The organism is Streptomyces sp. NPDC038200, from assembly GCF_055600785.1.
On sequence record NZ_JBVJYH010000017.1, the window covers coordinates 12,068 to 38,852 of the forward strand.

A 26,785-nucleotide genomic window follows, 5' to 3' on the forward strand; every position below is an offset into this window, starting at 1 on the left:
CAATGTACGTCCTTGCACAGCAGTGTGCAAGTCGCTCCGGGAAGGCCGCGGGGAGGCAGAATGACCGCCATGACCACGGGTAACACCAGCCGGGCGGATGCCAACCGGCGCCGCATCCTCGACGTCGCCCTCGCCGAACTGCTGCGCGATCCCGACGCCTCCATGGACCAGATCGCGCGCGCCGCGGGGGTCGTACGACGGACGGTCTACGGCCATTTCCCCAGCCGGGAGGCGCTGATCAGCACCCTGGTGGACGAGGCCGTCGCGGCCCTGGCGGACGCCGACGCGCAGGCCCGCGCCGGCGTGGCGGACCCGGCCGAGGCGGTGGCCCGCTCGGTGCTCGCGCTGTGGCCCGTCGCCGACCGCTACCGGCTGCTGATCGCCCTGGCCCAGCGCACGGTCACCGTGCAGGGCATCCGCGAACGCCTCGCCCCGCTGCGCGAGAACAAGGTCCGCCTCCTGCAGCGCGGACTGGACGAGGGCGTGTTCGCCTCCCCCCTGCCCGCGGCGGCCCTGGCGTACGTGCACGAGCAGATGCTGTTCGCGGTGATGGAGGCGGTGAACGACGGGCTCGTGGCCGTGGCGGAGGCGGGCGACGCCGCCACGGTCACCGTCCTGACCGCGGCGGGCGTGCCCGCCGCGCGGGCCACCGAGCTGGTGGCCGAGGTGTCGCGGCGCACGTGACGAAGCCGGGCGGCCGGGGTACGGGGGAGTACCTCGGCCGCCCGGCGGCGGTCACCGGACGCCCGGCCCCGGTTCAGGCGGGGCCGGACGTCCGGGGCTCTTCCGGTGGATCAGGCCTTGGCCAGTTCCTTCTCGTCGTCCTCGCGCGGCTCGGGAAGGCCGCTCACCGAGGAGTGGCCCTCGTCCAGCAGCGTCGTCTCGTCGAACGGCAGCTCACCGGCCAGCACCCGCCGCACCCGGACCTTGTCGATCTCCTTGGTCCACGTACCCACCAGCACGGTGGCGACCGCGTTGCCCGCGAAGTTCGTCAGCGCCCGCGCCTCGCTCATGAACCGGTCGATGCCGACGATCAGCCCGACCCCGTCCACCAGCGCCGGCTTGTGCGACTGGAGACCCCCCGCCAGGGTGGCGAGCCCGGCGCCGCTGACCCCGGCCGCGCCCTTGGACGCCAGCAGCAGGAACAGCAGCAGCGGGATCTGCTCACCGATCGACATCGGCGTGCCCAGCGCGTCCGCGATGTACAGCGATGCCATGGTCATGTAGATCATCGTGCCGTCGAGGTTGAACGAGTAGCCGGTCGGCACGGTGATGCCGACGACCGGCCGGCTGACGCCCAGGTGCTCCATCTTCGCGATCAGCCGCGGCAGCGCGGACTCCGACGAGGAGGTGGACAGGATCAGCAGGAACTCCCGGGCGAGGTACTTGAACAGGGAGAAGACGTTCAGACCCGCGATGATCCGGAGCAGCGCGCCGAGCACGACGAAGACGAAGAGGAAGCAGGTGACGTAGAAGCCGAGCATCAGCACGGCGAGGCTCTTGAGCGCGTCGACGCCCGCGGAGCCGACCACGGCCGCGATCGCCCCGAACGCGCCGACCGGCGCGGCCCACATGACCATGGACAGGATGCGGAAGACGAGCCGCTGGATGTGCTCGACACCGCGCAGCACCGGCTGCCCCGCCGCTCCCATGGCCTGCAGCGCGAATCCGGCGAGCAGCGCCACCAGCAGCGTCTGGAGCACCTGGCCCTGGGTGAACGCGGACACGAACGTCATCGGGATGATCGACAGCACGAAGTCGACGGGCGGCAGCGCGTCGCTCGCCACCTGGTCGTGCCCGGTCTGCTTGAGCGCGTCGGTCAGGTGCAGCCCGTCGCCGGGGTGCAGCACGTTGCCCACCACGAGGCCGATGGCGAGCGCGACGAGCGACATCACGAGGAAGTAGCCGAGGGCGATACCGCCGACGGCGCCCACCTTGGCGGCCTTCCGTACGGAACCGATCCCGAGCACGATCGTGCAGAAGATGATCGGCGAGATCATCATCTTGATCAGGTTCACGAACCCGGTGCCCAGCGGTTTCAGTTCCACCGCGGCATCGGGCCAGATCAGCCCCACGGCGATGCCGAGCGCGACCGCCACGATGACGGCGATGTACAGGTAATGAGTCCGGTCCCGCTTCACACGGGGTGCGGCAGGTGCCGTATCGGAAGTGCTGGCGGCCACGACTGCCCTCCTTGACGTCTTCGTCGGCGAACAACCGGCGTGCGGCTCACGTCCGGGCGTTGTTGGGGAATGCCGTGACTATCTCCCGGCCTGTGAGGGCGGTCACCCTTCCGTTCATTTAGTTCACACTTAACCGGAGAGGCACACTGCTGACATGCGCCTCCCCACCCTCCCGCGACCGCGCAGCCTGGCCGGCCAGCTGTTCGCCATGCAGGCGGTGCTGATCGCGGTGGTCGTGGCCGGGTACGCGCTGTTCACCTACGTCAGCGACCGGCGCCAGGCCGAGGACGCGGCGGCCCGCCAGGCCACGGCGGTGGCCCGGTCGATCGCCGACTCCCCCTCGGTCCGCTCGGCGATCCGCACCCCGGACCCCACGGCCCGGCTGGAGCCGTACGCCCTCCAGGTCACCCGGGACGCGAACGTCGACTTCGTCACGATCATGAACCCGTCCGGCATCCGCTGGACCCATCCCGACCGGAAGCAGATCGGCAGACGCTTCCTCGGCAACATCGGCGCCGCCCAGCACGGCCACACCCTCACCGAGACCTACACCGGCACGCTCGGCCCGTCCGTCCGCGCGGTGACCCCCATCGACGACAACGGCCGGATCGTCGGCCTGGTGAGCGCCGGCATCAAGGTCGAGACGATCAGTGCCCGGGTCCAGGACCAGGTCACGGCCCTGCTCGGCGTGGCCGGCGGGGCCCTGCTGCTGGGCGCGGTCGGCACGTACGTGATCAACGCCCGGCTGCGCCGCCACACCCACGGCATGAACGCCACCGAGCTGAGCCGGATGCACGACTACCACCAGGCGGCGCTGCACGCGGTACGGGAGGGGCTGCTGATGCTGGACGGCCGGTACCGGGTGGCGCTGATCAACGACGGCGGCCGGGAGCTGCTGGGCGTGGGCGGCGCCTCGGACGCCGACGTGATCGGCCGCTCGGTGGCGGGTCTGGGGCTGCCGGCTCCGCTGACGGGCGCCCTGCTGTCCTCCGAGCCCCGCGTCGACGAGGTGCATCTGACGGCGTCCCGGGTGCTGGTGGTGAACACCTCCCCGGTGTCGGGGGGAGAGCAGCGGGGCACGGTCGTGACGCTGCGCGACGTGACCGAGCTGCAGTCCCTGATGGGCGAGCTGGACTCGGAGCGCGGCTTCACCCAGGCCCTGCGCTCCCAGGCGCACGAGGCGGCCAACCGCCTCCACACCGTCGTCTCCCTGATCGAGCTGGGCCGGGCCGAGGAGGCGGTGGAGTTCGCCACGGCCGAGCTGGAGCTGGCCCAGGCCCTCACCGACCAGGTGGTGGCGGCGGTGAGCGAACCGGTGCTGGCCGCGCTGCTGCTGGGCAAGACCGCCCAGGCGAACGAGCGGGGCGTGGAGCTGGTGGTCTCACCGGACAGCCGGCTCGACGACGGCCTGCTCCCGGCCGAACTGCCGTCGCGGGACCTGGTCACGATCCTCGGCAACCTGATCGACAACGCGGTGGACGCGGCCCAGGGGACCGTGGGGGCCCGGGTGACGGTGACGGCGTACGCCTCCTCCGCCGAACTGGTGCTCCGTGTGTCCGACACCGGCCCCGGGGTCGACCCCGACCACGCGGACCTGGTATTCCAGCGGGGGTTCTCCACGAAGCCGGCCGGGCCCGGCGGGCGGGGGCTCGGGCTGGCCCTGGTCCGGCAGGCGGTGACCCGCCACGAGGGCACGTTGACGGTGGTGGAGTCGGGCGAGGACGGCGAGGGCGGAGCGGTGTTCGAGGTGCGGTTGCCGTTGCGCACGGCCCTGGGCGGCGGCGGATGACGAACGAGCAGCAGCCGATCCGGGTCCTCGTCGTCGAGGACGACCCGGTGGCCGCCGACGCGCATGTGCTCTACGTCGGCCGGGTGCCCGGGTTCGTCGCGGTCGGGAAGGCGCACACGGGGGCGGAGGCGCGGCGGATCCTGGACCGCACCCCCGTGGATCTCCTCCTGCTGGACCTGCACCTCCCCGACGTCCACGGTCTCCAGTTCGCCCGTTCCCTGCGGGCGGCCGGGCATCACGCGGACGTGATAGCGGTGACCTCGGCGCGGGATCTGGCGGTGGTGCGCGAAGGGGTCTCGTTGGGCGTCGTCCAGTACGTCCTGAAGCCGTTCACGTTCGCCACTTTGCGGGACCGGCTGGTCCGGTACGCCGAGTTTCACGCGGCGGTGGGCGAGGCGAGCGGGCAGGACGAGGTGGACCGGGCCCTGGCGGTCCTGCGGGCCCCGTCGCCCGCGGCCCTGCCGAAGGGGTTGAGCGGGCCGACCCTGGAACGGGTGACGGGCACGCTGCGCGAGGCACCGGAGGGACTCACCGCGGCCGGGGTGGCGGAGGCGGTGGGCATCTCACGGATCACCGCCCGCCGGTATCTGGAGCATCTGGTCGACGCGGGCCGGGCGGGGCGGAGTCCGCTGTACGGGCAGGTGGGGCGGCCGGAGCTGGTGTATCGGTGGGTGTCGCAGGGGCGCTGAGGGCGTCGGCTGCGGCGCGCGCCTCGGCGGCCTCCTTCGGGGCGTTGGCACGGGTGTAGGCGTCGGCGGCCTCGAGGTAGTAGGCGCGCGCCTCGGCCGGGCGGCGGGCGTCTCTGTGGACGCCGGCCAGGCCGTGCAGGGTATGGCCCTCGCTGTACCAGTCCTCGAACTGCCGGCGGACCTTGCGGGCCGTGTGGAACGCCTCGATCGCCTCCTCCAGCCGGCCCGCGTTCCAGAAGGTGATGCCGAAGTTCTGCCACGCCCCGGCCTCCCCCTGCAGGTCGCCCAGGAGCCGGAAGAGACCGCGGGCCCGCTCGTTGGCCTCGAGCGCTTCCTCCACGCGGCCCAGCACCGCGAGGGCCGCGGCGAGATTGCCCCACGTCATGGCCTCATCGTGATGCCTGCCGAGTTCCCGGAACCGGTCGCGGGACCGCTCGTAGGCCTCGATCCCCTCCTCCACGCGGCCCAGCACCAGCAGGGCGTTGCCGATGTTGCCCGATGTCATGGCCTCGACGAGGTGTTCCCCGAGTTCCCGGAACAGGTCGCGGGCCTGCTCGAACGCCTCGATCGCCTCTTCCGCGCGGCCCAGCCCCCGCAGGGCGTTGCCGAGGTTGTTCCACGCGACGGCCGCCGAGCGGCGATCACCGATGCGGAGGGCGGCGCTCCGGGCGGCGACGGTGACGGCGACCTTGTCGTCGAAGTGCCGCCGCAGGTCGAGGTACGTCCCGAGTGCCATGACCAGGTGTGACGCCGTCTCCGCGTAGCGCTCCTCCCGCACCCAAAGGGCGGCCGCCACCAGCCCGGCCCGCTCCCCGTCGAGCCACGCCAGGGCCTGTCGCTGGTCACCGAACCGCGACGGCTCCGCCTTCCCCGGCAGCCACCGCAGGCGGTCGTCGGCCGCCCCCGCCCATCGCAGGTAGCAGGCCAGCACCCGCTCCCGCGCCTGTTCGCCCTCCTCCCGGAACCCCTCGTCCCGGGCCACGACCCCCGCCCCGAAGGCACGCACCAGATCGTGCAGCCGCCACCGCCCGCGCCCGCTCCCCCGCTCCACGAGATGCGCTCGCGCCAAGGCCCTCAGCTCCCGCAGCGGCGCCTCCTCGGCTCCGGCCAGCGCGGCCACGACCTCCTCGCTCACCTCCGGCCCCGGCGCGAGCGCGAGCAGGCGCAGCAGACGGGCCTGCTCGGCGGGCAGGCGACGGTACGACAGGTCGAACGCGGCACGCACACTGCGGTCACCGTCGTCGAGCGCGGCGAGCCGGTCGTACGACGTCGCCAGCTCCTCGGCGAGTTCCGCGACCGACTTGCCGGGGTCCTCCGCCAGCAGCGCCACCGCGATCTGCAGCGCCAGCGGCAGATATCCGCACAGCCCGGCCAGTCGCGCCGCCGCCTCCGCTTCCTCCCCGACCCGGCCGTCGTCCGGATCGGCGATCCGCAGCGCCCGGTCGAGGAGTTCGTACGCCGCCCCGGGCGTGAGCTGGTCCAACGGCACCAGCCGGGCGCCCAGTTGGGCCAGCCGGTCCCGTGACGTGACCAGCACCCGGTGCCGCCGCCCGCCGCCCGGCGACAACGGCCGCACCTGGTCCGGTGACGACGCGTTGTCGGCGAGGATCAGCACCGCCTCCCGGTCGGCCAGCACCGACCGGTACAGCCCGGCCCGCTCGTCCGCCGCCGCCGGGATGTGCTCCGGATCCACGCCCAGTGCCCGCAGCAGGGACTGGAGCGCCTGGTCGGCGTTGACGGGCGCGTCGTCGTACCCGTGCAGGTCCACGAAGAGCACCCCGCCCGGGAACCACCCCTCCTCCCGCGCCGCGTACGCCGCCTGCACGGCCAGCGCCGTCTTGCCGATGCCGCCGAGCCCGGACACGGCGGTCACCAGGACGGCCTGCTCCCCACCGGGGCCGGCGGGGTCCAGCGCGGCCCGCAGCCGCCGCAGCTCCTCGTCCCGGCCCGCGAACCCGGCCGTCCTCGGCGGCAGCGCGTCCAGGGCCGTCGGTGCCGGCGCCTGCTGCCGGTACTCCGCCTTGCCGATGACCGTCCCGCGGTAGTCGCCGCCCAGGAACTCGACGCGATCGCTCACCCGGCCCCGCCCCCCGACCCGAACGGCACGGCGTACTGGACGATGCACACCCCCAGCCCGGCGACCGCGGCCGCCTCCAGCACGGACACGATCAGCAGGCCCGCCGAGACGTCACCCCCCGCCCAGTACACGACCAGCGCGCTCAGCGGTACGACGCAGAAGGCCAGCAGATCCACCACGCACTGCACGGCCTTCCGGGACACGCGCCGGGCATCGCCCCGGTGCGCGGTCTCCCACCGGAAGACCTCGCCGCCCTCCGCCCGGGCCATGGCGGCGAGGCGGGGCGCCAGCTCCGCCCGCACATAGGCCCCGATCGCCGAGATCTTCTGGTCGTTGACGAGGTACGTCCAGCCGAGGACCACGCACACCGGCGGCAGCGCCAGCAGCATCGCCGGCTGTCCGGACTGGGCCGCGGCGGCGATCACGGCCGCCACGACGGTCAGGGTGACGTACAGCAGGTTGTCCCGGAAGCCGATCCGGGTCTTCTGCTCGTCCTTGACGGTCTGGTACTCGGTGAGCAGCAACTGCCCGATGGTGACGTCTCGTTCCGGCACTCCAACCCCTTCCCCCCGCAGTACCTTATGCGTGTGCCGGAGACGAAGCCCACTGTTCTGGTCCTGACCGCCCTCGCGCTGGAGTACGCGGCGGTCCGTGCGCACATCGCGGGACGGGAGGACCGGACCCATCCCGACAACGGAACCTTCGTGGAGGTGGGCCACCTGCCCGGCACCCCCTGGCAGGTGGCGAGCGCCGAACTGGGCGAGGGTGCCAAGAACACCGCCGCGCTCACCGCCTCGCTCATCGGCTGGCTGCGCCCCGAGGCCGTCCTGTTCGTCGGCGTGGCCGGCAGCCTCAAGGAGGACATCGCGCTCGGCGATGTCGTCGTGGGCACGAAGGTGTACGGCATCCACGGCGGCAAGCAGACACCCGAGGGACTGCTGCTCCGCCCCGAGGCGTGGTCCGGCTCCCACGCGCTGCTCTCCGCGGCGCGTACCGCCGTACGCGACCTGGCCGGCGTGCGGGCGCACTTCAAGCCGATCGCCACGGCGGACGTGCTGCTCGCCGACGCCGGGTCCGAGATCGCCCGGCACGTCCGCGAGCACTACAACGACGCCGCCGCGTTCGAGATGGAGGGCGCGGGAGCCGCCCACGCGGCCCATCTGGAGGGCCGGCAGGCCCTCGTCGTCCGCGGCATCAGCGACCACGCGAACGCCGCGAAGGCCGCGGCGGACGCCGGCGGCTCGCAGGAACGGGCGGCGGCGCAGGCGGCGGCGGTGGCCGCGGCGGTGCTGCGCACGTACCGGCCCCGGGGCGGCGGTTCGGGCGACGCCGGGGACGGACACCGAGCCCGCCAGGGGGGCGACCACATCGAGTTCCGGGGCGGGACCTTCTTCGGCCCCGTCGTGGGGAAGCAGGTCGGAGGGGAGCCGCGGTAGGGGCACGCGCGGACGGACGCGCCGACGCCGCGTGCCAATCCCGCGCAGACGCATTGACCTGACTAGACCACTCCTCTTACCTTCACACGGCAGTCATCTCCGCGCCACCCCCACGTGTGCTCAGGAGGTCATGCCCGTGCGTCCCACCGCCGCCCTCTCCGCCCTCCTCACCACCGCCCTCGCCGCCACCGCGCTCACCGCCTGCGGCAGCGGCTCCGGCAGCAGCCCGGACACGATCAAGGTGTCGTACAAGCAGTCCACCGACAACTCCGTCAAGGTGATGGACACCTATCTCGCCGGCATGAAGAAGCAGTTCGAGAGCGAGCACCCCGGCAAGAAGGTGGAGTTCGTGCCGATCAAGGCACCGGACTCGGAGTACTACACCAAGCTCCAGCAGATGCTCCGGTCCCCGCGGACCGCCCCGGACCTCGTCTACGAGGACACCTTCCTCATCAACTCCGACATCACCAGCGGGTACCTGAAGCCGCTCGACCCGTACCTCGCCCGGTGGCCGGACTGGGACCGGTTCGTCGACAGCGCGAAGGCGGCCGCGAAGGGCCGGGACGGCAAGACCTACGGCGTTCCGGACGGGACCGACACGCGCGGGCTCTGGTTCGACAAGCGGGTGTTCGCGAAGGCCGGGCTGCCCGCGGACTGGCAGCCGAAGAACTGGGACGACGTGCTCGCCGCCGCGCGGACCATCAAGCGGAAGGTCCCCGGTGTCACTCCGCTCAACGTCTACACCGGCAAACCCGCCGGCGAGGCCGCCACCATGCAGGGCTTCGAGATGCTGCTGTACGGCACCGGCGACGGGAAGCGCGATCCGCTGTACGACAGCGCGAGCAGGAAGTGGGTCACCGGGTCGCGGGCCTTCAAGGACGCGCTGGAGTTCGTCGAGACCGTCTACCGGGAGAAGCTCGGCCCGGACGTCTCCGACGCCCTCGACCCCAACTTCTCCACCGCCGTCCGCGGTGAACTCCTCCCCGAGGGCAGGCTCGGCATCGACCTCGACGGCTCCTGGCTGCCGCAGGACTGGCTGCCGGGCAGCGGGCACGAGTGGCCCGAGTGGTCCGAGCGGCTGGGCCTGGCCCCCATGCCGACCCAGCACGGGCAGGCACCGGGCAAGGTGAGCATGTCCGGCGGCTGGACCTGGTCCGTCCCGGCCAAGGCGGCCAACCCCGACCTCGCCTTCGACTTCATCAGGACGATGCAGACGAAGGACAACGCCCGCACGTGGTACATCGCCAACTCCGGCATCGCCGTCCGCAGCGACGTCGCCGCCGACCCGGCGTACGCCACCGCCCAGCCCGGCATCAAGTTCTTCACCGATCTGGTGGCGGCCACCCACTACCGGCCCGCGTACCCGGCGTACCCGAGGGTGTCGACCGCCGTGCAGGAGGCCATGGAGGGCGTCACGACGGGTGATCTGTCGGTGGAGAAGGCCGCGAGCGGCTACGACGCCACGCTCGAAGACGTCACCGACGGCCAAGTGACCGAGAGGTGAAGCGGCAGCGCCTGGTCATCCGGGTCCTCCCGCTGGCCCCCGCACTGGTCCTGCTGCTCCTCTTCCTCGCCGGGCCGATCGCCTACTGCGTCTCCATCGCCTTCACCGACCTCCAGCTGACCGGTCAGGCCCACTCCTCGTTCGTCGGTCTCGCCAACTTCCGCCGGGCCTTCCGCGACGAGGCGTTCCTCAACGCCGTATGGCTGACCCTGGTGTTCACCGTGCTGTCCTCGCTCGTCGGGCAGAACACCCTGGGGCTCGCCCTGGCCGCGCTGATGAAGCGCGCGTCGAAACCCGTCCGCACCCTCGTCGGCGCGGTCGTCGTCACCGCGTGGGTGCTGCCGGAGGTCGTCGCCGGGTTCCTGCTCTACGCGTTCTTCCGGCGCGAGGGCACCCTGAACGCGATCCTGGACTGGCTCCAGCTGCCCCGGCAGAACTGGCTGTTCACGCTGCCGATCCTCGCCGTGTCCTTCGCCAACGTCTGGCGCGGCACGGCGTTCTCGATGCTCGTCTACTCCGCGGCACTGGACGAGATCCCGGCCGAGATCACGGAGGCGGCGGAGGTGGACGGCGCCGGCGGGTGGCGGCGGCTGTGGCACATCACGCTGCCGATGATCCGCCGCTCCATCGGCACCAACCTCATGCTCAACACCTTGCAGACGCTCTCCGTCTTCGGGCTGATCTGGGTGATGACCCGGGGCGGGCCCGGGGACCGCAGCCAGACCCTGCCGCTGTTCATGTACGAGCAGGCCTTCCAGAACAGCATGATCGGGTACGGCACCGCGGTCGCCCTGCTCCTGCTGCTGGTCGGCTCCCTGTTCTCCGTCGTCTATCTGCGTCTGCTGCGGACGGAGGTCTGATGCCCCGCACGCGTGCCTCCCGGCGGCTGGCCGCCGACGTCTCGCTGCTCGCCGTGGCCGTGGCCTTCGCGCTGCCCCTGGTCTGGGTGCTGCTGTCCGCGGTGGACCCGCACGCCGGTCTGCGGGTCAAGGTCCCCGACGGGCTCACCCTGGACGGCTTCCGGGCGATCCTGACCGCGGACATCACCTACACCCCGCTGCTCAACAGCCTGGTCCTGTGCGGGGGCGGCACCGCGCTGACCGTCGTCTGCGCCGCCCTCGCCGCCTATCCGCTGTCCCGGTTCCGGTCCCGGCTGAACCGGCCGTTCCTGCTGACGATCCTGTTCGCGACGAGCCTGCCCATCACGGCGATCATGGTGCCGGTGTACGCGCTGTTCGTGCGGGTGAATCTGATCGACACCCTCCAGGGCACGATGTTCTTCTTCGCCGCCTCCCAGCTGCCCTTCGCCATCTGGCTGATGAAGAACTTCATGGACGGCGTGCCGAGGGAGCTGGAGGAGGCGGCCTGGACGGACGGGGCCTCGGCGGCGCAGTCCCTGGTCCGGGTCGTGCTGCCGCTGATGGGGCCGGGCATCGCGGTCGTCACCGTGTTCTCGTTCGTGATGATGTGGGGGAACTTCTTCGTCCCGTTCATGCTGCTGCTCACCCCGGACCGGTTGCCGGCCTCGGTCAGCATCAACGACTTCTTCGGCAACCGGGGCATGGTGGCCTACGGTCAGCTCGCCGCGTTCTCCGTGATCTACTCGACGCCGGTGATCCTTTTGTACGTTCTGGTGGCACGGAGGCTGGGCGGAGGGTTCGCGCTGGGTGGCGCCGTCAAGGGGTGACGCGAGGTAACACCAGGTCACGAGGGGTGACACCGAGTGTCAGCTCACGTTGCGCGATCAAGCCGTACGTTCGCACGATCCGTGATCTCGGCGGAACCGACCGTAGTCAGCGCACCGGCGTGCCCCTACCTTGTGCCGGGTGCGCCCTCCCTCAGCCCAACCGAACCCCCTGGCTCCCCCGTTCAACGCCCCGGCCGCCCGCAGGCTCCGCGCCGCCCTCGGCATGGGGCCCGAGCACGTCGCCTACGGGATGCGTGCCTCGTACGGGCTGCCGTACGTCACCCCTGATCTCGTGATCGCCTGGGAACGCGGCACCGTCGCCCCCGGAAACCCCGAAATCACCGCGCTGGCCGGTGTGTTGTGGTGCTCCCCGGGTGAGCTGATCGGCCGCCCGCGGACGCTGCGCGAGCACCGCGTCGCCCGTGCCGTCGCGCCCGAGGACGTCGCCCGTGCCGTCGGCATGGACCTGCGCACGTATCTGCGGGCGGAGGAGAGCGGGCAGTGGCGGGGCAACGAGCGCCAGTCGGCCGCGCTCGCCGGGATCCTGGACCTCGCCCTGCCCGACTTCGTCGCCGTCACCGGCCGCGAGGAGAAGCTCGCCGAGCTGCTGCACAGCGCGGTGACCACCCGCTGGCAGGCCTATGTGCGGCCGGTCACGAAGCTCGTCCCCCTGGACAAGGCCGTGCTGGAGCGGGTGCTCCAGGCACTGCACCAGGACTACCAGGGGCACATGGCCGCCACCCTCAGCTGGGGCGGCGGCGGCAAGGGCGCGAGCGAGTCGGGGCAGAGGTTCCTGGACGGGATCGTCGAGAACTTCTGGTCGGCCGTGGCGGACGGCACCGGCTGACCGCCGCTCCGCCGCCTCTTCACCGGCCGGCCGGTGAGCCGTGGGGCTAGAAGACCGACTCGGCCTCGTCCATCCGGTCCTTCGGCACCGTCTTCAGCTCGGTGACCGCCTCGGCGAGCGGCACCATCACGATGTCGGTGCCGCGCAGCGCGGTCATCCGGCCGAACTCGCCGCGGTGCGCTGCCTCGACGGCGTGCCAGCCGAAGCGGGTGGCGAGGACGCGGTCGTAGGGGGTGGGCACACCGCCGCGCTGGACATGGCCGAGGATGACCGGCTTGGCCTCCTTGCCGAGGCGTCGCTCCAGCTCGTACGCCAGCGCGGTGCCGATGCCCTGGAAGCGCTCGTGGCCGTACTGGTCGATCTCGCCCTTGCCGTAGTCCATGGAGCCCTCGGCGGGGTGGGCGCCCTCGGCGACGCAGATGACGGCGAACTTCTTGCCGCGGGAGAAGCGCTCCTCGACCATCTTCACCAGGTCCGCGGGGTCGAAGGCCCGCTCGGGCAGGCAGATGCCGTGGGCGCCGGCGGCCATGCCGGACTCCAGGGCGATCCAGCCCGCGTGCCGGCCCATGACCTCGACGACCATCACGCGCTGGTGGGACTCGGCGGTGGTCTTCAGGCGGTCCATCGCCTCGGAGGCCACGCCGACGGCCGTGTCGAAGCCGAAGGTGCGGTCGGTGGAGGAGATGTCGTTGTCGATGGTCTTGGGCACGCCGACGACCGGGAGACCGGCGTCGGAGAGCATCCGGGCCGCGGTGAGCGTGCCCTCGCCGCCGATCGGGATCAGGGCGTCGATGCCGAACTCCTCGACCATGTCTGCGGCCCCCTCGCAGGCCTCCCGCAGCCGGTCGCGCTGCAGGCGCGAGGAGCCGAGGATGGTGCCGCCGCGGGCCAGGATGCCGCTGACCGCGTCCAGGTCGAGCGTGCGGTAGTGCCGGTCCAGCAGGCCGCGGTAACCGTCCTCGAAGCCGATGACCTCGTCGCCGTACTGCGCCACCGCGCGGTGCACGACCGACCGGATCACGGCGTTCAGGCCGGGGCAGTCGCCGCCTGCGGTGAGAACTCCGATGCGCATCGTGCTGTGTCTCCTGCTCGCTGTCGTGTACCGGTGAGCCAGTGACGATTGTTTCACGTCCGCCGGACAGGTGAAGTCTTGACGGGCGCCTTATCCGGCAGCAGGGGTACTGTCAAGAGGGTTCTGCTCACCTCGGTGAGCGATTTTTATGCCGAAGACGCGACAGACGCGACAGAGCGCTATGAGGAACGGAGTGGACACGTGACGCGCAGCGTGTACGTGACCGGGATCGACCGCGGTGACGGCCGCCAGGTCGTGGAGCTGGGAGTCATGGAACTCCTGACCCGGCAGGTCGACCGGGTGGGGGTCTTCCGTCCCCTCGTCCACGATCGGCCCGACCGGATGTTCGAGCTGTTGCGCTCCCGGTACCGCCTCTCCCAGGACCCGGCGACCGTCTACGGCATGGACTACCACGAGGCGTCCGCGCTCCAGGCCGAGCAGGGTACCGACGAACTGGTATCCACGCTCGTCGACCGCTTCCACCTGGTGGCCCGGGACTACGACGTCGTCCTGGTCCTCGGCACCGACTTCGCCGACACCCAGCTGCCGGACGAGCTGTCCCTGAACGCCCGGCTCGCCAACGAGTTCGGCGCCTCGGTGATCCCGGTGGTGGGCGGGCGCAAGCAGGCCGCCGAGTCCGTGCTCGCCGAGACCCGCAACGCCTACCGCGCCTACGACGGCCTGGGCTGCGACGTCCTCGCCATGGTCGCCAACCGGGTGGCCCGCGAGGACCGCGACGAGATCGCCGAGCGGCTCGCCGACCGCCTGCCGGTCCCCCCGTACGTGCTGCCCGACGAGCCCGCCCTGTCCGCGCCGACCGTCGCGCAGATCGCCCAGTCGCTCGACGCCAGGGTGCTGCTCGGCGACGACTCCGGGCTGGCCCGCGACGCACTGGGCTTCGTCTTCGGCGGTGCGATGCTGCCGAACTTCCTGGGCGCCCTGACCCCCGGCTGCCTGGTCGTCACCCCCGGGGACCGCGCCGACCTGGTCGTCGGCGCGCTCGCCGCGCACAGCGCCGGCACCCCGCCGATAGCCGGCGTGCTGCTCACGCTGAACGAGGTGCCGAGCGAGGAGATCCTCACCCTGTCCGCCCGTCTCGCCCCGGGCACTCCGGTGCTCTCGGTGTCCGGCAACAGCTTCCCCACCGCCGAGCAGCTGTTCTCGATGGAGGGGAAGATGACCGCGGCCACCCCGCGCAAGGCGGAGACCGCGCTCGGACTGTTCGAGCGGTACGCCGACACCGCCGACCTGGCCCGCCGGGTCTCGGCGCCGAGCAGCGGCCGGGTCACCCCGATGATGTTCGAGCACAAGCTCCTGGAACAGGCCCGCTCGGACCGGCGGCGGGTCGTGCTCCCGGAGGGCACCGAGGAGCGGGTGCTGCGCGCGGCCGAGGTGCTGCTGCGCCGGGGCGTGTGCGACCTGACCCTGCTCGGTCCCGAGGACCGGATCCGCAAGAAGGCCGCCGATCTCGGCATCGACCTCGGCGACACCCAGTTGATCGACCCGGGCACCTCCGAGCTGCGGGACTCCTTCGCCGAGAAGTACGCGGCCCTGCGCGCCCACCGGGGCGTGACCGTGGAACTGGCCTACGACGTCGTGTCGGACGTCAACTACTTCGGCACCCTGATGGTCCAGGAGGGCCTGGCCGACGGCATGGTGTCCGGCTCGGTGCACTCCACGGCCGCCACCATCCGGCCCGCCTTCGAGATCATCAAGACCCGGCCGGACTCCTCGATCGTGTCGTCCGTGTTCTTCATGTGCCTGGCCGACAAGGTGCTGGTCTACGGCGACTGCGCGGTCAACCCGGACCCGAACGCCGAGCAGCTGGCGGACATCGCCATCCAGTCGGCCGGCACGGCCGCGCAGTTCGGCGTGGAGCCGCGGATCGCGATGCTGTCGTACTCGACCGGTACGTCCGGTTCGGGCGCCGACGTGGACAAGGTGCGCGAGGCGACCGAACTGGCGCGCTCGCGCCGGCCCGACCTGAAGATCGAGGGCCCGATCCAGTACGACGCGGCCGTGGAGCCGTCCGTCGCCGCCACCAAGCTGCCCGGTTCCGAGGTCGCCGGACAGGCCAGCGTGCTGATCTTCCCCGACCTCAACACCGGCAACAACACCTACAAGGCCGTGCAGCGCTCGGCCGGCGCGATCGCCGTCGGCCCGGTCCTGCAGGGTCTGCGCAAGCCGGTCAACGACCTGTCCCGGGGCGCGCTCGTCCAGGACATCGTCAACACCGTCGCCATCACGGCGATACAGGCCCAGAACCCCAGCGAGAAGGCGTCCCAGCAGTGAGCATCCCCACCCGTGTCCTCGTCCTCAACTCCGGCTCCTCGTCCCTGAAGTACCAGCTGCTGGACATGCGGGACAGCAGCCGGCTGGCGGTGGGCCTGGTCGAGCGCATCGGCGAGCAGACCTCCCGGCTCAAGCACACCTGCCTCGCCTCCGGCGACACCCGTGAGCACACCGGGCCGATCGCCGACCACGACGCCGCTCTCAAGGCGGTCGCGGGGGAGCTGAGCCGGGACGGCCTCGGCCTGGACTCCCCCGAGCTGGCCGCGATCGGGCACCGGGTGGTGCACGGCGGCATGTTCTTCACCGAGCCCACGGTGATCGACGACGAGGTGCTCGCCGAGATCGAGCGGCTGATCCCGGTCGCCCCGCTGCACAACCCGGCCAACCTCACCGGCATCCGCACCGCGCGGGCGCTCCGCCCCGACCTGCCCCAGGTCGCCGTCTTCGACACGGCGTTCCACACGACGATGCCGGAGTCGGCGGCGCGCTACGCGATCGACCCGAAGATCGCCGACCGCCACCGGATCCGCCGCTACGGCTTCCACGGCACCTCGCACGCGTACGTCGCCCGGGAGACGGCGCGGCTGCTGGGCAAGGACCCGTCCGAGGTCAACGTGATCGTGCTGCACCTGGGCAACGGCGCCTCCGCCTCCGCGGTGCGGAAGGGCCGGTGCGTGGACACCTCCATGGGGCTGACGCCTTTGGAGGGGCTCGTGATGGGTACGCGCTCCGGTGATCTGGACCCGGCCGTCATCTTCCATTTGGCGCGAGTCGGCGGAATGTCCATGGACGAGATCGACACTCTTCTCAACAAGAGGAGCGGCCTCTTCGGTCTGTGCGGGGACAACGACATGCGGGAGATCCGGCGCCGGATCGACGAGGGGGACGAAGAGGCCGCGCTCGCCTTCGACATTTACATTCACCGGCTCAAGAAGTACATCGGCGCCTATTTCGCGGTCCTCGGCTCGGTGGACGCGGTCGCCTTCACCGCCGGGGTCGGCGAGAACGCGGCACCGGTGCGGGAGGCGGCGATCGCGGGCCTGGAGGGTCTGGGTCCGGCGGTCGATCCGGAGCGGAACGCCGTGCGCGCGGGCGAGTCGCGGCTGATTTCGCCCGACTCCGCCCGGGTGGCGGTCGCGGTGGTGCCGACGGATGAAGAACTGGAGATCGCGACGCAGACCTACGCACTGGTCGGAAAGAACAACTGAATAGCACCTGAGCGGTGTGGCACTCATTTGTATCTTCCGCCAGACGGAATATTCCGTAGCGAAACAAACCGATAGGATCGCCCCATGCGCCGTTCGAAAATCGTCTGTACTCTCGGCCCCGCGGTCGACTCCCACGAGATGCTCGTCGCCATGATCGAGGCGGGCATGAACGTGGCCCGGTTCAACTTCAGCCACGGCACCCACGCCGAGCACCAGGCGCGGTACGACCGCGTCCGGGCCGCCTCCAAGGAGACCGGCCGTCCCATCGGCGTCCTCGCCGACCTGCAGGGCCCGAAGATCCGCCTGGAGACCTTCGCCGAGGGTCCGGTCGAGCTGGAGCGCGGTGACGAGTTCGTCATCACGACCGAGGACGTGCCGGGCGACAAGCACATCTGCGGTACGACGTACAAGGGACTGCCGGGCGACGTCTCGCGCGGCGACCAGGTCCTGATCAACGACGGCAACGTCGAGCTGAAGGTCCTGGACGTCGAGGGCCCGCGGGTGAAGACGATCGTCATCGAGGGCGGTGTCGTCTCCGACCACAAGGGCATCAACCTGCCCGGCGCGGCCGTCAACGTGCCCGCGCTGAGCGAGAAGGACGTCGAGGACCTGCGCTTCGCCCTCCGCATGGGCTGCGACATGGTCGCGCTGTCCTTCGTCCGGGACGCCAAGGACGTGCAGGACGTCCACCGCGTGATGGACGAGGAGGGCCGCCGGGTCCCGGTGATCGCCAAGGTGGAGAAGCCGCAGGCGGTGCAGAACATGGAGGACGTCGTCGCGGCGTTCGACGCCGTGATGGTGGCCCGTGGCGACCTCGCCGTCGAGTACCCGCTGGAGAAGGTCCCGATGGTGCAGAAGCGCCTCGTGGAGATGTGCCGGCGCAACGCGAAGCCGGTGATCGTGGCGACCCAGATGATGGAGTCGATGATCACCAACTCCCGCCCGACCCGCGCCGAGGCCTCCGACGTCGCCAACGCGATCCTGGACGGCGCCGACGCGGTCATGCTGTCGGCCGAGTCGAGCGTGGGCGCCTACCCGGTCGAGACGGTCAAGACCATGTCGAAGATCGTCTCCGCGGCCGAGCAGGAGCTGCTCTCCAAGGGGCTGCAGCCGCTGGTGCCGGGCAAGAAGCCGCGTACGCAGGGCGGCTCGGTGGCCCGTGCGGCGGCCGAGATCGCCGACTTCCTCGGCGGCAAGGGCCTGATCGCCTTCACGCAGTCCGGTGACACCGCGCGCCGGCTGTCCCGCTACCGCGCGACGCAGCCGATCATCGCCTTCACCACGGACGAGGGCACCCGCAACCAGCTGACCCTCAGCTGGGGCGTCGAGTCGCACGTCGTGCCGTTCGTGAACACCACGGACGAGATGGTCGACCTGGTGGACCAGGAGATCGCCCGGCTGGGCCGCTTCGACGCGGGCGACACCCTCATCATCACCGCCGGCTCGCCCCCCGGGGTCCCCGGCACCACCAACATGCTCCGCGTCCACCACCTGGGCGGCCAGAGCAACTGAACCGTGCCGTAAGGGCCTTGTACGGCACCGAGGGCGCCCCCTGGACAGGGGGCGCCCTCGGTGTTGTTGCGGCTCCCGAACCGGCTTGTGCGACCGCTCAGTCGGTCGTGTACACGTGCATGCCGGGCACGTGCAGGTTGCCGCCGAACTGCGCCGCCTGGACCACCTTGACGTGGGTGAAGTAGATCAGCGGGATGTTCAGCGGGGGCGGGCTGTCGGGGCTGAACGTCACCGGGATCAGCCCGAACAGGTTGCCCGAGATGCTCTCGGTGTACATCACCGTGTCGCCGCCGGTGATGGTGGACGTCGAGCCCTTGGACGCCTGGACGTGGTACGTCTTCTTCGCCTGCTTGTCGTCCACCGTCTGGTGCAGGTCGCCGATGTCGGTACCGCCGGAGATGACGTACTTCAGCACCTTCTTCGTGGTGCCGTTGGCCGTCTTCACCTCGACGATGCCCTGGTAGTCGGCGCCCTTGAGGAGCAGGGAGCTGGCGTTCAGGTACCAGGGGTCGTCCGCCACCGGCACCTTGTTGTCGACGCCGCTCTCGTCGTCCGTGGCCACCGGGCAGTCCTCGGCGGAGGCGGACTCGCTCGCCGACGGGCTCGGGGTGGCCGCCGCGGTCGCGTCCCCGGCCGTCCCGGTGGCGTCCTCCGCCGTCCTGGAGGCGGTGCCGGTGGTGTCCTCGGTCGTGTCCTTGACCGTGTCCTCGACCGTGTCCTCGGCCTTCTTCGCGGTGTCCTCGACGGTGTCGGAGACGCTGCCGCCCGAGTCCTTGCCGTCGGCCGTGTCCTTGCCGTCGCCCGCGGGGGTGCCCGTGGGGGACGAGGACGCGGACGGCGTCGGGGTCGCGGACGGCGTGCCGGAGTCCGCGTGGCCGCCGGTGAGGATGTCACCGATCGTGTCGCCGATGGTGTCGAGGACGTTCCCGCCGCCGCCCTCGGTCCGGGACGGCTCCGGCGCTGCCGTGTCGCCGGCGGAGCCCGAGTCCGAGCCCGACGAGCCGGTGCCGGTGCCGGTGCCGGTGCCGGTGCCGGTGCCGGTGCCCGAGCCGGAGTCGGAGGATCCGGAGGTCGCGGTCGGCTCGGGCGTGGCCTTGTCGCCGGAACCTGAATCCGGCGAAGAGGTGCCGCCCGTGCCCTTCGTGCCCCCGGTGTCCTGCGCGTCCTTGCCGTCGTCGCTCGCCGAGGGGGCCGGCGTGGCGGTGTCCGCGTCGCTCTCGGAGGCGGAGGGCGACGGCGAGGCCGAGGGGTCCTCGGTGTCGTCCAGCGCCTTGACGCAGTCCTTGTACTCGTCGGCCGTCAGGCTCTTGGCCGTCGAGGACGGGGACGGGCTGCCGTTGTTGTCGGCCAGGGCCAGCGACGACGTGAAGCCCATGCCCATGAGCACCGCCGTGGGCATCGCCACGGAGGCTATGGCCTTGCCGGCCGGCATGTGGAACCTGGTGAACAGCGGCTTTCTGGGGGCCGCGTGGCGGGGCCCGGTTCTCGCGCGGGACCCGTCCACGTCGGTCCCGCGGGTCACCTCGTCAGCCGGCACTGTGCCTCCCGTTCGCCCCGTTGGCCGGGCTCGTTCCTGACAGGTCGTTCTCCCACGGCGCCTTGTAGGGCCCGGCGGGTCGCACGTCGCCCACCGGGTCCGCGCCCTGGTGCGGCACCGGGGCCGTCTCGGGGGCACCGCCCTCGCCCGGGGCGGCCTCACCGGGCGGCTGCAGCTGCGGAGGCGCGCCCGGCCCCCAGGCCACGGCCATCGCTCCACCGACCAGGGAGAGCAGGAAGCCCAGGACGAAGCCGCCGAAGTTGGCCACGGGGATGGACACCAGCGCCAGCAGGATCGCGGCGACGCCCGCGAAGACCCGTACGTGCTTCTGGAACCAGAGGCTGACGCCCAGGACGATGAGCAGCACACCGATGATCAGGGATCCTGCTCCCGCGGTGGTCGACATCGCCAGCGTCAGGTGTCCGAACTGAAGATGGGCGTACGGGAAGTACATGATCGGAAGGCCGCCGAGCATGACGAACAGACCGGCCCAGAACGGACGCGTGCCCCGCCAGGCGCGGAACTGCAGCCTCCGGCGGGTGAACTGGCCGGGTGCGGCGGCAGGAGTCTCGGCGCTCATGGAAAACAGCTCCCTGGTGCGGCGTTGCTGTGGTGGTGATGTGTGCCGCGTGTGAGGACGCGGCCGGAGAGTGGACGGGCGGGGGCGCCACCGGCTCCCCCGCCCGTCATCGAGTGCTTAGTAGCACTCCTTGACACCCGTCGACAGCGACATCTTCAGGCCGCTGAGCTTGAAGGTGCCGGCCGTGGTCGCCCACGCCGTCTGCTTCACGCCGACCAGCGTGGCCTTGTCGGCCTGCTGCGCGAAGCCGAAGGGGTTGGCCTGCTCGCCGCCGCCCTTCATGCCCGGACCCTTGGAGGCGTCCTTGGCGGCCACACCGATGTCGATGTTGTCGAAGGTCGCATCGGCGTTCAGGTCGGCAACGTCGATGTAGATGTTCTCGGCCTGGACCTTGTCGTGGCCCTCGCCGCCGGCCCGCAGGATCAGGCTGACGTTGCCGAAGATCGGCACGTCCGGCGTGACCACGGACTGGCACAGGTTGGTGATCTCGGCGTGCTTGAACGCGGAGACGGCCACCGGGTGTGCCGTCTTCTTGCCGTCCAGCGTGTAGCCGCTGTCGATGGCCCCGTACTGCTCGAACCCGGTGCCGACGAGCTGGTCGGCGGACACCTTGAACGACTGGCCGGACACGCTGAACGAGGCGGCGAGAGCGCCCTGCGCGAGGGCGACACCTATACACGCCGTGGCGGCCACGCTGGGCACCATGACCACAGCGAACCGCTTCCATCTGGTCCCGCCACGCACCTGGGACTCCATATTTCCTCCTTCTCGGACGTACATCTCCTGGCCCGGACTCGCCCCAGTCGGCGGCTCAGCCGGGCAGGGATGGGAGAAGTGCTACGTCCTCGGGAAGGAGAGCGCCCGCGCTCGGTGGCGCGAAACGCGCCCGAATCACCGGCGATCACCCCCGAGCGACAACCACTGGTCGCGCCTGACACGCATCACGCACAACCCTGCTGGACAGGCTTCACCGGACGGCGAAGACCCCCCTGTCCTAGAGCCGGCGCCACTGCCGCCGGCTCTGCTCGGTGGGGACCCAGAGTCTCCCGTGACCCGGCCGGATGCCGGGGTACGGGAATGGACCGAGCGTCGCCGATCGTGGTGCATTCTCGCCCTGGACACAAGGGGGTTCGTTACTGGCTAGTAACGGCGGGATAACCGGAGGACGACCGACCGGTCTCGGAGTGCGACGCTCGGTGGCATCGATGGTCAGAGCAAAGCCGTTGATCCCTGGACGAAACCAGACAGACCAACGGCCTCGATTTACTCGGAGTAACAGGAGCAGCGATTACCAAGATTTGGTAAAGCGCGGCCACCGTGGCGCCTCGTCGGCGAACCTTTCACCCCGGCATCACATGCCGGGGTGTTTAGCGACTGGTCAGAACAGGGCGCGCGCCAGCGCCCTGCGTGCTCCGACCACCCGCGGATCCTCCGGACCCACGACCTCGAACAGCTCCAGCAACCGGACCCGTACGGCGTCCCGGTCCTCGCCCGCCGTGCGCTGCACGGTCTCGATCAGCCGCCCGAAGGCGTCCTCGACATGACCGCCCACCAGGTCCAGGTCGGCGGCGGCGATCTGCGCCGTGGCGTCCTTCGGCCGCTCGGCGGCCTCCTGACGGACCTTCTGCGGGTCCATATCCTGCACCCGCTGGAGCAGTTCGGCCTGCGCCAGCCCCAGCTTGGCCTCCGGGTGGGCCGGGTCGTCGGCCAGCACGCTCTGGTACGCCCGGACGGCACCGCCCAGGTCACCCGCGTCCAGCGCCTGCGCGGCCGCGTTCAGCGCCGCGTCGTACGGGCCCTCGTGCACCGCGGCCGTCGCGGCACCGCCCGGCTCGGCGTCCGGGTCGACGGTGAGACCGGTGATCCCGAAGCGCTGCTCGGCCACCTGCACCAGCTGGTCCAGGGTCTGCCGGATCTGCGGCTCGTCGGCCGCCCCCTGGAAGAGCGGCAGCGCCTGGCCCGCGACGACGGCGAACACGGCCGGGATGCCCTGGATCCCGAACTGCTGCATCAGCATCTGGTTGGCGTCGACGTCGATCTTGGCGAGCAGGATGCGCCCGCCGTACTCGACGGCCAGCCGCTCCAGGACCGGGCTCAGCTGCTTGCAGGGCTGGCACCACTCGGCCCAGAAGTCGATGACGACGGGTACTTCGGCGGAGCGCTGCAGGACATCGCGCTCGAAACCGGCTTCGTCGACATCGATGACGAGATCGGCCGGGGAGACGGCCCCCGCCCCGCCCTGCCGGGCGGCTTCGGCGCGCGCCTGCTCGGCCTTGCTCTTGGCCTCCTGGGCCGCCTTCACCGCGGCGAGGTCGACGACACCGCTCATGGACATGTTCCGTGGCTGCATGCGTCTATCCTCCCCCGATCCCGCGCCTGAGTGAAAAAAGCGATGTGCGGCGCCGGGTCCCCACCCACGCCTGACGGTCGTCGCCCGCGTACGTCCCTCGCGAGCTTTCGCTACGACCTGTAGCGTAATGCCATGAGGGCACCTCGCGACACCACGCCTCGGTGATCTCCCTCACGGCACCACACGACCCGCCGGTTATGGTCGTGGAATGCAGAGCCGCACCCCCGCCAGCCGTACCGGGCGCCCGCGCAGCGCCGCGGCGGACACCGCGATCCTGGCCGCGACCCGGGAGGCTCTGGTCGAACTGGGCTGGTCCAAGCTCACCCTGGGAGACGTCGCGACCCGGGCCGGGGTTGCGAAGACGACGGTGTACCGGCGCTGGGCGGGCAAGAACGAGCTGGTGATCGACGCCCTGGCCACCCTCTTCGACGAGCTGGTCCTGCCGGATCTCGGCAGCCTGCGGGCCGATGTGGAGGGTGTGGTGCTGCAGTTCGCCGAGCTGCTGGAGCAGCCCGCCACCAAGACGGCACTGATGGCGGTGGTCGCCGAGGCCACGCACGACGAGGCCCTGCGGCAGCGGCTCCGCGACAAGATCGTCGCCCGGCAGAAGCGACTGGTGGTCGAGGGCCGCCGACGCGCCCAGAGCCGGGGCGAGATCCCCGCCGACACCAACGACCCCGGCCCGCAGATCGACCTGATCTTCGACATGATCGCCGGCGCGGTGGTGCACCGCACCCTGGTCTCCTGCGAGCCGGTCGACGGCGGCTGGGCGGCGCGGTTCACCGCGGTCCTGCTGGACGGACTGGCCGCGGCCGGCGGCTGACCCGGCACGCGCCCGTCCCCGGCGCCGGAAGGACACCGCCGGGGCTGACGCCCGTTCGGCACACGGGAGTTCATCGACGTGACAACCGCACACCCCTTGTCACACTGTCATGTCACCGTCATTCTGGGTCCACGGATCTACTCGCATAGATCCCTCTCCTCTCGCCGCGCCGCTCCACCTGACAGCGTCACCCCACCCGCCAGGAGGACCGATCCCCGTGAGACCCCCTCACCCCCGCCGCCACGGCGCCGTCGTCACCCTCGCGGCCGCCCTGGCCGCCCTCGGTGCCGGGCAGACCCTCGGCGCCCCGGCCGCGTCGGCGGCTCCCCCCGCCCCCTCCGCCGCCGTGGCCACGGCCCAGGACCAGGCCGCCCGCGCCATCGCCGGTTCGCTCTCCGACCCCGCCTTCCGCGCCCGCCTCCGTACCGCGGCCCTCGGCTCCGACGAGGTGCCCGTCACCCGGCTGGCAGGCCGCGCCCTGAAGAATGCCCTCACCGCGGCCGACCACCGCATCGCCGCCGCCAAGGGCCTGGACGGCCGGGTCGGTTCCCTGCTCCGGCTGCGCCTCGGGGACGACTCCATGCGTCCGGCGCTGACCGCCGGCAGCACACCCTGGGTCGCCGCGGCGACCTCCGACGACGACACCGCCACCGCCTACGACAGCCGCGGCCGCGCCCACACGGTCGACGCGCGCACGGCACCCGCGCACCCGGTCTACGTCGTCGACATCGACGGGGACCGGGCACTCGCCGCCGGCCTGCGGGTCCTCGGCACGGAGCTGCGCCGGCTCGGCGTCGCCACCCAGGCCCCCGCGCCCACCGCCGCGCGGCACACCCCGGAGGCCACCGGGCGGGCCGCGACGGCCGCGTCCGGCTTCTGGACCACCCGGATCACCGCCGTCGAGCTCTCCGACGACGAGGAGCCCTGGGTCAAGGGCGACGCGGAGATCTACACCCTCGTCACCGGCTTCGGCCAGGACGGCAAGGTCCGCGTCGACCCGGTCGACATGCCGTACCTCGACAACGACGGCACCGTGTACCGGCCGAACCAGATCCTGGTCAACTGGTCGAACTACAAGTACGACCTGGCCGACGCCGTGATGATGGAGGAGGACGGCAGCACCAACTACCGCGACCTCGCCAAGGCCCTCGCCACCGCCCTGCTGACCATCGCCGACCAGGGCGCCTACATCCCGCTGGTGAACGCCGTCCTGGACGCCATCCCCGACGACTGGTGGACCGACGACCCGGACTACGTCGACTCCTGGTACACCCTGGCCCGCGGCGACAACGGCACCCGCGACGGCGCCCGGGGCAACGGCTGGATGACCCTGGAGCCGTATTTCGTACAGGAATTCTGAGGCGCACCCACCGCCGGACACGGCGACGGGCCGGCGGAGAGGCTCCGCCGGCCCGCACGCCCGCGGGGTCAGAACCCCGCGGGCTCCGTGTAGACGCCCCACTCGTCCCGCAGCACCCCGCAGATCTCGCCCAGCGTCGCCTCCGCGCGTACGGCGTCCAGCATCGGCTCGATCATGTTGGCGCCGGACCGGGCGGCGGCCAGCATGGCGTCCAGCGCGGCCCGCACCGCGCTCTCGTCCCGGGCCGCCTTGCGCTCGGCGAGCACCCGCACCTGCTCCCGCTCCACCTCGTGGCTGACCCGCAGGATCTCCAGGTCCCCGGTCACCGATCCGGTGTGGACGTTGACGCCCACCACCCGCTTGTCGCCCTTCTCCAGCGACTGCTGGTAGCGGAAGGCGGACTCGGCGATCTCTCCGGTGAACCAGCCGTCCTCGATCCCGCGCAGGATCCCGGAGGTGATCGGCCCGATCGGGTGCCGCCCGTCCGGGTGCGCCCTGAGGCCCCGCTCCTTGATCTGCTCGAAGACCTTCTCCGCGTCCGCCTCGATCCGGTCCGTCAGCTGCTCGACGTACCAGGAGCCGCCGAGCGGATCGGCCACATTGGCGACCCCGGTCTCCTCCATCAGCACCTGCTGGGTGCGCAGCGCGATCTCCGCGGCCTGTTCGCTCGGCAGCGCGAGGGTCTCGTCCAGGGCGTTGGTGTGCAGCGAGTTGGTCCCGCCGAGCACGGCGGACAGCGCCTCCACGGCCGTGCGGACCACGTTGTTGTACGGCTGCTGAGCGGTCAGCGACACACCGGCCGTCTGGGTGTGGAACCGCAGCCACTGCGCCTTCTCGCTCCGCGCGCCGTACACGTCCCGCATCCAGCGCGCCCAGATGCGCCGGGCCGCGCGGAACTTGGCGATCTCCTCGAAGAAGTCGAGGTGCGCGTCGAAGAAGAAGGAGAGGCCGGGGGCGAAGACGTCGACGTCCAGCCCGCGGCTGAGCCCCAGCTCGACGTACCCGAACCCGTCCGCCAGCGTGTACGCCAGCTCCTGCGCGGCCGTCGCCCCGGCCTCCCGGATGTGGTACCCGGAGACGGACAGCGGCTTGTACGCGGGGATCCCCGCGGCGCAGTACTCCATCAGGTCGCCGATCAGCCGCAGGTGGGGCTCCGGCTGGAAGAGCCACTCCTTCTGCGCGATGTACTCCTTGAAGATGTCGGTCTGGAGCGTGCCGTTGAGCACGCCCGGATCGACGCCCTGGCGCTCGGCGGCGACCAGGTACATGCAGAAGACGGGCACGGCCGGTCCGCTGATCGTCATCGAGGTGGTCACATCCCCCAGCGGGATGTCCTTGAACAGCACCTCCATGTCGGCGGCCGAGTCGATGGCGACCCCGCAGTGCCCGACCTCGCCGAGCGAACGCGGGTCGTCGGAGTCGCGGCCCATCAGCGTCGGCATGTCGAAGGCGACGGACAGGCCCCCGCCGCCGGCGGCGAGGATCATCTTGTACCGCTCGTTGGTCTGCTCGGCGTTGCCGAAGCCGGCGAACTGGCGGATCGTCCAGGTGCGCCCGCGGTAGCCGGTCGGATGGAGACCGCGGGTGAAGGGGTACTCCCCGGGCCAGCCGATCCGCTCGAATCCCTCGTACGTGTCACCCGGCCGGGGCCCGTACACCGGCTCCACGGGGTCGCCGGAGAGCGTGGTGAAGTCCGCGTCGCGCTTGCGTGCGGCGTCGTACCGGGCCTGCCAGCGGCGGCGGCCCTCCTCGATGGCGTGAGCGTCCATACCCTCGAATTTACTTGGACGTCCTAGTAAATGTCGATGGCAGACCGCCGTACGGTGTCCGTACGGCGGT

The 26,785-nt window shown here is 71.3% G+C and carries 22 protein-coding genes; 13 read left to right on the forward strand and 9 right to left on the reverse strand.

Annotated features, from left to right (window positions below):
- Nucleotides 1-60: 60 nt before the first annotated feature.
- Nucleotides 61-684 carry a TetR/AcrR family transcriptional regulator gene (locus tag ACZ7KF_RS29255; RefSeq protein ID WP_471081347.1) on the forward strand — a complete coding sequence of 208 codons (624 nt, stop codon included), beginning with the start codon at nucleotides 61-63 and terminating at the stop codon, nucleotides 682-684.
- A 110-nt stretch (nucleotides 685-794) separates the two neighbouring features.
- Here ACZ7KF_RS29255 and ACZ7KF_RS29260 read toward each other — a convergent pair whose 3' ends face one another.
- Nucleotides 795-2,183: a cation:dicarboxylate symporter family transporter gene (locus ACZ7KF_RS29260; RefSeq protein ID WP_471081350.1), complete on the reverse strand. Its 1,389-nt coding sequence runs from the start codon at nucleotides 2,181-2,183 to the stop codon at nucleotides 795-797.
- Between the two features lie 154 nt (nucleotides 2,184-2,337).
- Between ACZ7KF_RS29260 and ACZ7KF_RS29265 the strand changes: the two genes are divergently transcribed.
- Together ACZ7KF_RS29265 and ACZ7KF_RS29270 are read left to right on the forward strand one after the other, a co-directional pair.
- The gene (locus ACZ7KF_RS29265; protein ID WP_471081353.1) at nucleotides 2,338-3,972 is read left to right on the forward strand and encodes a sensor histidine kinase; all 1,635 of its coding nucleotides are present in this window, start codon (nucleotides 2,338-2,340) and stop codon (nucleotides 3,970-3,972) included.
- Nucleotides 3,969-4,661, forward strand: a complete 693-nt coding sequence (locus ACZ7KF_RS29270; protein ID WP_471081356.1) for a response regulator — start codon at nucleotides 3,969-3,971, stop codon at nucleotides 4,659-4,661. The genes ACZ7KF_RS29265 and ACZ7KF_RS29270 overlap by 4 nt, the downstream gene beginning before the upstream one ends.
- On the opposite strand, the gene ACZ7KF_RS29275 is transcribed toward ACZ7KF_RS29270, so the two are convergent.
- Both ACZ7KF_RS29275 and ACZ7KF_RS29280 read right to left on the reverse strand, forming a co-directional pair.
- Nucleotides 4,543-6,738, reverse strand: a complete 2,196-nt coding sequence (locus ACZ7KF_RS29275; protein WP_471081359.1) for a tetratricopeptide repeat protein — start codon at nucleotides 6,736-6,738, stop codon at nucleotides 4,543-4,545. The genes ACZ7KF_RS29270 and ACZ7KF_RS29275 overlap by 119 nt on opposite strands.
- Nucleotides 6,735-7,292 carry a hypothetical protein gene (locus ACZ7KF_RS29280; protein WP_471081361.1) on the reverse strand — a complete coding sequence of 186 codons (558 nt, stop codon included), beginning with the start codon at nucleotides 7,290-7,292 and terminating at the stop codon, nucleotides 6,735-6,737. The genes ACZ7KF_RS29275 and ACZ7KF_RS29280 overlap by 4 nt, the downstream gene beginning before the upstream one ends.
- A gap of 27 nt (nucleotides 7,293-7,319) precedes the next feature.
- Between ACZ7KF_RS29280 and ACZ7KF_RS29285 the strand changes: the two genes are divergently transcribed.
- From ACZ7KF_RS29285 to ACZ7KF_RS29305, 5 genes are all read left to right on the forward strand, one after another.
- On the forward strand, nucleotides 7,320-8,174 hold the full coding sequence (locus ACZ7KF_RS29285) for a 5'-methylthioadenosine/S-adenosylhomocysteine nucleosidase family protein (protein ID WP_471081364.1): 855 nt from the start codon (nucleotides 7,320-7,322) through the stop codon (nucleotides 8,172-8,174).
- A 130-nt stretch (nucleotides 8,175-8,304) separates the two neighbouring features.
- Nucleotides 8,305-9,678, forward strand: a complete 1,374-nt coding sequence (locus ACZ7KF_RS29290) for an extracellular solute-binding protein (RefSeq protein WP_471081368.1) — start codon at nucleotides 8,305-8,307, stop codon at nucleotides 9,676-9,678.
- On the forward strand, nucleotides 9,675-10,538 hold the full coding sequence (locus ACZ7KF_RS29295; RefSeq protein ID WP_471081371.1) for a carbohydrate ABC transporter permease: 864 nt from the start codon (nucleotides 9,675-9,677) through the stop codon (nucleotides 10,536-10,538). The genes ACZ7KF_RS29290 and ACZ7KF_RS29295 overlap by 4 nt, the downstream gene beginning before the upstream one ends.
- Complete coding sequence (locus ACZ7KF_RS29300) at nucleotides 10,538-11,365, forward strand: carbohydrate ABC transporter permease (protein WP_471081374.1); 828 nt, start codon at nucleotides 10,538-10,540, stop codon at nucleotides 11,363-11,365. The genes ACZ7KF_RS29295 and ACZ7KF_RS29300 overlap by 1 nt, the downstream gene beginning before the upstream one ends.
- A gap of 130 nt (nucleotides 11,366-11,495) precedes the next feature.
- Nucleotides 11,496-12,212, forward strand: a complete 717-nt coding sequence (locus tag ACZ7KF_RS29305; RefSeq protein WP_471081377.1) for a helix-turn-helix domain-containing protein — start codon at nucleotides 11,496-11,498, stop codon at nucleotides 12,210-12,212.
- Nucleotides 12,213-12,258: 46 nt separating this feature from the next.
- Here the strand turns inward: ACZ7KF_RS29305 and ACZ7KF_RS29310 are convergent, their stop codons facing one another.
- On the reverse strand, nucleotides 12,259-13,284 hold the full coding sequence (locus tag ACZ7KF_RS29310; protein WP_471081379.1) for an ATP-dependent 6-phosphofructokinase: 1,026 nt from the start codon (nucleotides 13,282-13,284) through the stop codon (nucleotides 12,259-12,261).
- Between the two features lie 201 nt (nucleotides 13,285-13,485).
- Between ACZ7KF_RS29310 and pta the strand changes: the two genes are divergently transcribed.
- From pta to pyk, 3 genes are all read left to right on the forward strand, one after another.
- The gene (gene pta / locus ACZ7KF_RS29315; RefSeq protein WP_471081382.1) at nucleotides 13,486-15,576 is read left to right on the forward strand and encodes a phosphate acetyltransferase; all 2,091 of its coding nucleotides are present in this window, start codon (nucleotides 13,486-13,488) and stop codon (nucleotides 15,574-15,576) included.
- Nucleotides 15,573-16,784 (forward strand): acetate kinase, encoded by a 1,212-nt coding sequence (locus ACZ7KF_RS29320; RefSeq protein ID WP_471081385.1) that lies wholly within the window; start codon nucleotides 15,573-15,575, stop codon nucleotides 16,782-16,784. Before pta ends, ACZ7KF_RS29320 begins: the two co-directional genes overlap by 4 nt.
- Before the next feature lie 84 nt (nucleotides 16,785-16,868).
- Nucleotides 16,869-18,296: a pyruvate kinase gene (gene pyk, locus ACZ7KF_RS29325; RefSeq protein ID WP_471081388.1), complete on the forward strand. Its 1,428-nt coding sequence runs from the start codon at nucleotides 16,869-16,871 to the stop codon at nucleotides 18,294-18,296.
- A 97-nt stretch (nucleotides 18,297-18,393) separates the two neighbouring features.
- Here the strand turns inward: pyk and ACZ7KF_RS29330 are convergent, their stop codons facing one another.
- The 4 genes from ACZ7KF_RS29330 to ACZ7KF_RS29345 all read right to left on the reverse strand — a co-directional run bounded on the left by ACZ7KF_RS29330 (nucleotide 18,394) and on the right by ACZ7KF_RS29345 (nucleotide 22,763).
- Nucleotides 18,394-19,833: a hypothetical protein gene (locus tag ACZ7KF_RS29330; protein WP_471081391.1), complete on the reverse strand. Its 1,440-nt coding sequence runs from the start codon at nucleotides 19,831-19,833 to the stop codon at nucleotides 18,394-18,396.
- Nucleotides 19,823-20,413 carry a DUF6114 domain-containing protein gene (locus ACZ7KF_RS29335; protein ID WP_471081393.1) on the reverse strand — a complete coding sequence of 197 codons (591 nt, stop codon included), beginning with the start codon at nucleotides 20,411-20,413 and terminating at the stop codon, nucleotides 19,823-19,825. Before ACZ7KF_RS29335 ends, ACZ7KF_RS29330 begins: the two co-directional genes overlap by 11 nt.
- A 117-nt stretch (nucleotides 20,414-20,530) precedes the next feature.
- Nucleotides 20,531-21,169 carry a DUF6230 family protein gene (locus ACZ7KF_RS29340; protein WP_471081396.1) on the reverse strand — a complete coding sequence of 213 codons (639 nt, stop codon included), beginning with the start codon at nucleotides 21,167-21,169 and terminating at the stop codon, nucleotides 20,531-20,533.
- Nucleotides 21,170-21,791: 622 nt separating this feature from the next.
- The gene (locus ACZ7KF_RS29345; protein ID WP_471081399.1) at nucleotides 21,792-22,763 is read right to left on the reverse strand and encodes a tetratricopeptide repeat protein; all 972 of its coding nucleotides are present in this window, start codon (nucleotides 22,761-22,763) and stop codon (nucleotides 21,792-21,794) included.
- A 208-nt stretch (nucleotides 22,764-22,971) separates the two neighbouring features.
- Between ACZ7KF_RS29345 and ACZ7KF_RS29350 the strand changes: the two genes are divergently transcribed.
- Together ACZ7KF_RS29350 and ACZ7KF_RS29355 are read left to right on the forward strand one after the other, a co-directional pair.
- The gene (locus ACZ7KF_RS29350; protein WP_471081402.1) at nucleotides 22,972-23,586 is read left to right on the forward strand and encodes a TetR/AcrR family transcriptional regulator; all 615 of its coding nucleotides are present in this window, start codon (nucleotides 22,972-22,974) and stop codon (nucleotides 23,584-23,586) included.
- 217 nt (nucleotides 23,587-23,803) lie between these two features.
- Nucleotides 23,804-24,946, forward strand: coding sequence for a DUF3103 family protein (locus tag ACZ7KF_RS29355; protein ID WP_471081405.1), 1,143 nt, complete (start codon nucleotides 23,804-23,806; stop codon nucleotides 24,944-24,946).
- Nucleotides 24,947-25,014: 68 nt separating this feature from the next.
- On the opposite strand, the gene ACZ7KF_RS29360 is transcribed toward ACZ7KF_RS29355, so the two are convergent.
- Nucleotides 25,015-26,715, reverse strand: coding sequence for an acyl-CoA mutase large subunit family protein (locus ACZ7KF_RS29360; protein ID WP_471081407.1), 1,701 nt, complete (start codon nucleotides 26,713-26,715; stop codon nucleotides 25,015-25,017).
- Nucleotides 26,716-26,785 lie beyond the last annotated feature (70 nt).

Coding starts and splice junctions, on each gene's coding strand:
- ACZ7KF_RS29360 (WP_471081407.1), bottom strand. CDS start 26,715: ATGGACGCTCACGCCATCGAGGAGGGCCGCCGCCGCTGGCAGGCCCGG.
- ACZ7KF_RS29255 (WP_471081347.1), top strand. CDS start 61: ATGACCGCCATGACCACGGGTAACACCAGCCGGGCGGATGCCAACCGG.
- ACZ7KF_RS29270 (WP_471081356.1), top strand. CDS start 3,969: ATGACGAACGAGCAGCAGCCGATCCGGGTCCTCGTCGTCGAGGACGAC.
- ACZ7KF_RS29285 (WP_471081364.1), top strand. CDS start 7,320: ATGCGTGTGCCGGAGACGAAGCCCACTGTTCTGGTCCTGACCGCCCTC.
- ACZ7KF_RS29350 (WP_471081402.1), top strand. CDS start 22,972: ATGCAGAGCCGCACCCCCGCCAGCCGTACCGGGCGCCCGCGCAGCGCC.
- pyk (WP_471081388.1), top strand. CDS start 16,869: ATGCGCCGTTCGAAAATCGTCTGTACTCTCGGCCCCGCGGTCGACTCC.
- ACZ7KF_RS29300 (WP_471081374.1), top strand. CDS start 10,538: ATGCCCCGCACGCGTGCCTCCCGGCGGCTGGCCGCCGACGTCTCGCTG.
- ACZ7KF_RS29335 (WP_471081393.1), bottom strand. CDS start 20,413: ATGAGCGCCGAGACTCCTGCCGCCGCACCCGGCCAGTTCACCCGCCGG.
- ACZ7KF_RS29340 (WP_471081396.1), bottom strand. CDS start 21,169: ATGGAGTCCCAGGTGCGTGGCGGGACCAGATGGAAGCGGTTCGCTGTG.
- ACZ7KF_RS29310 (WP_471081379.1), bottom strand. CDS start 13,284: ATGCGCATCGGAGTTCTCACCGCAGGCGGCGACTGCCCCGGCCTGAAC.
- ACZ7KF_RS29345 (WP_471081399.1), bottom strand. CDS start 22,763: ATGCAGCCACGGAACATGTCCATGAGCGGTGTCGTCGACCTCGCCGCG.
- ACZ7KF_RS29265 (WP_471081353.1), top strand. CDS start 2,338: ATGCGCCTCCCCACCCTCCCGCGACCGCGCAGCCTGGCCGGCCAGCTG.
- ACZ7KF_RS29290 (WP_471081368.1), top strand. CDS start 8,305: ATGCCCGTGCGTCCCACCGCCGCCCTCTCCGCCCTCCTCACCACCGCC.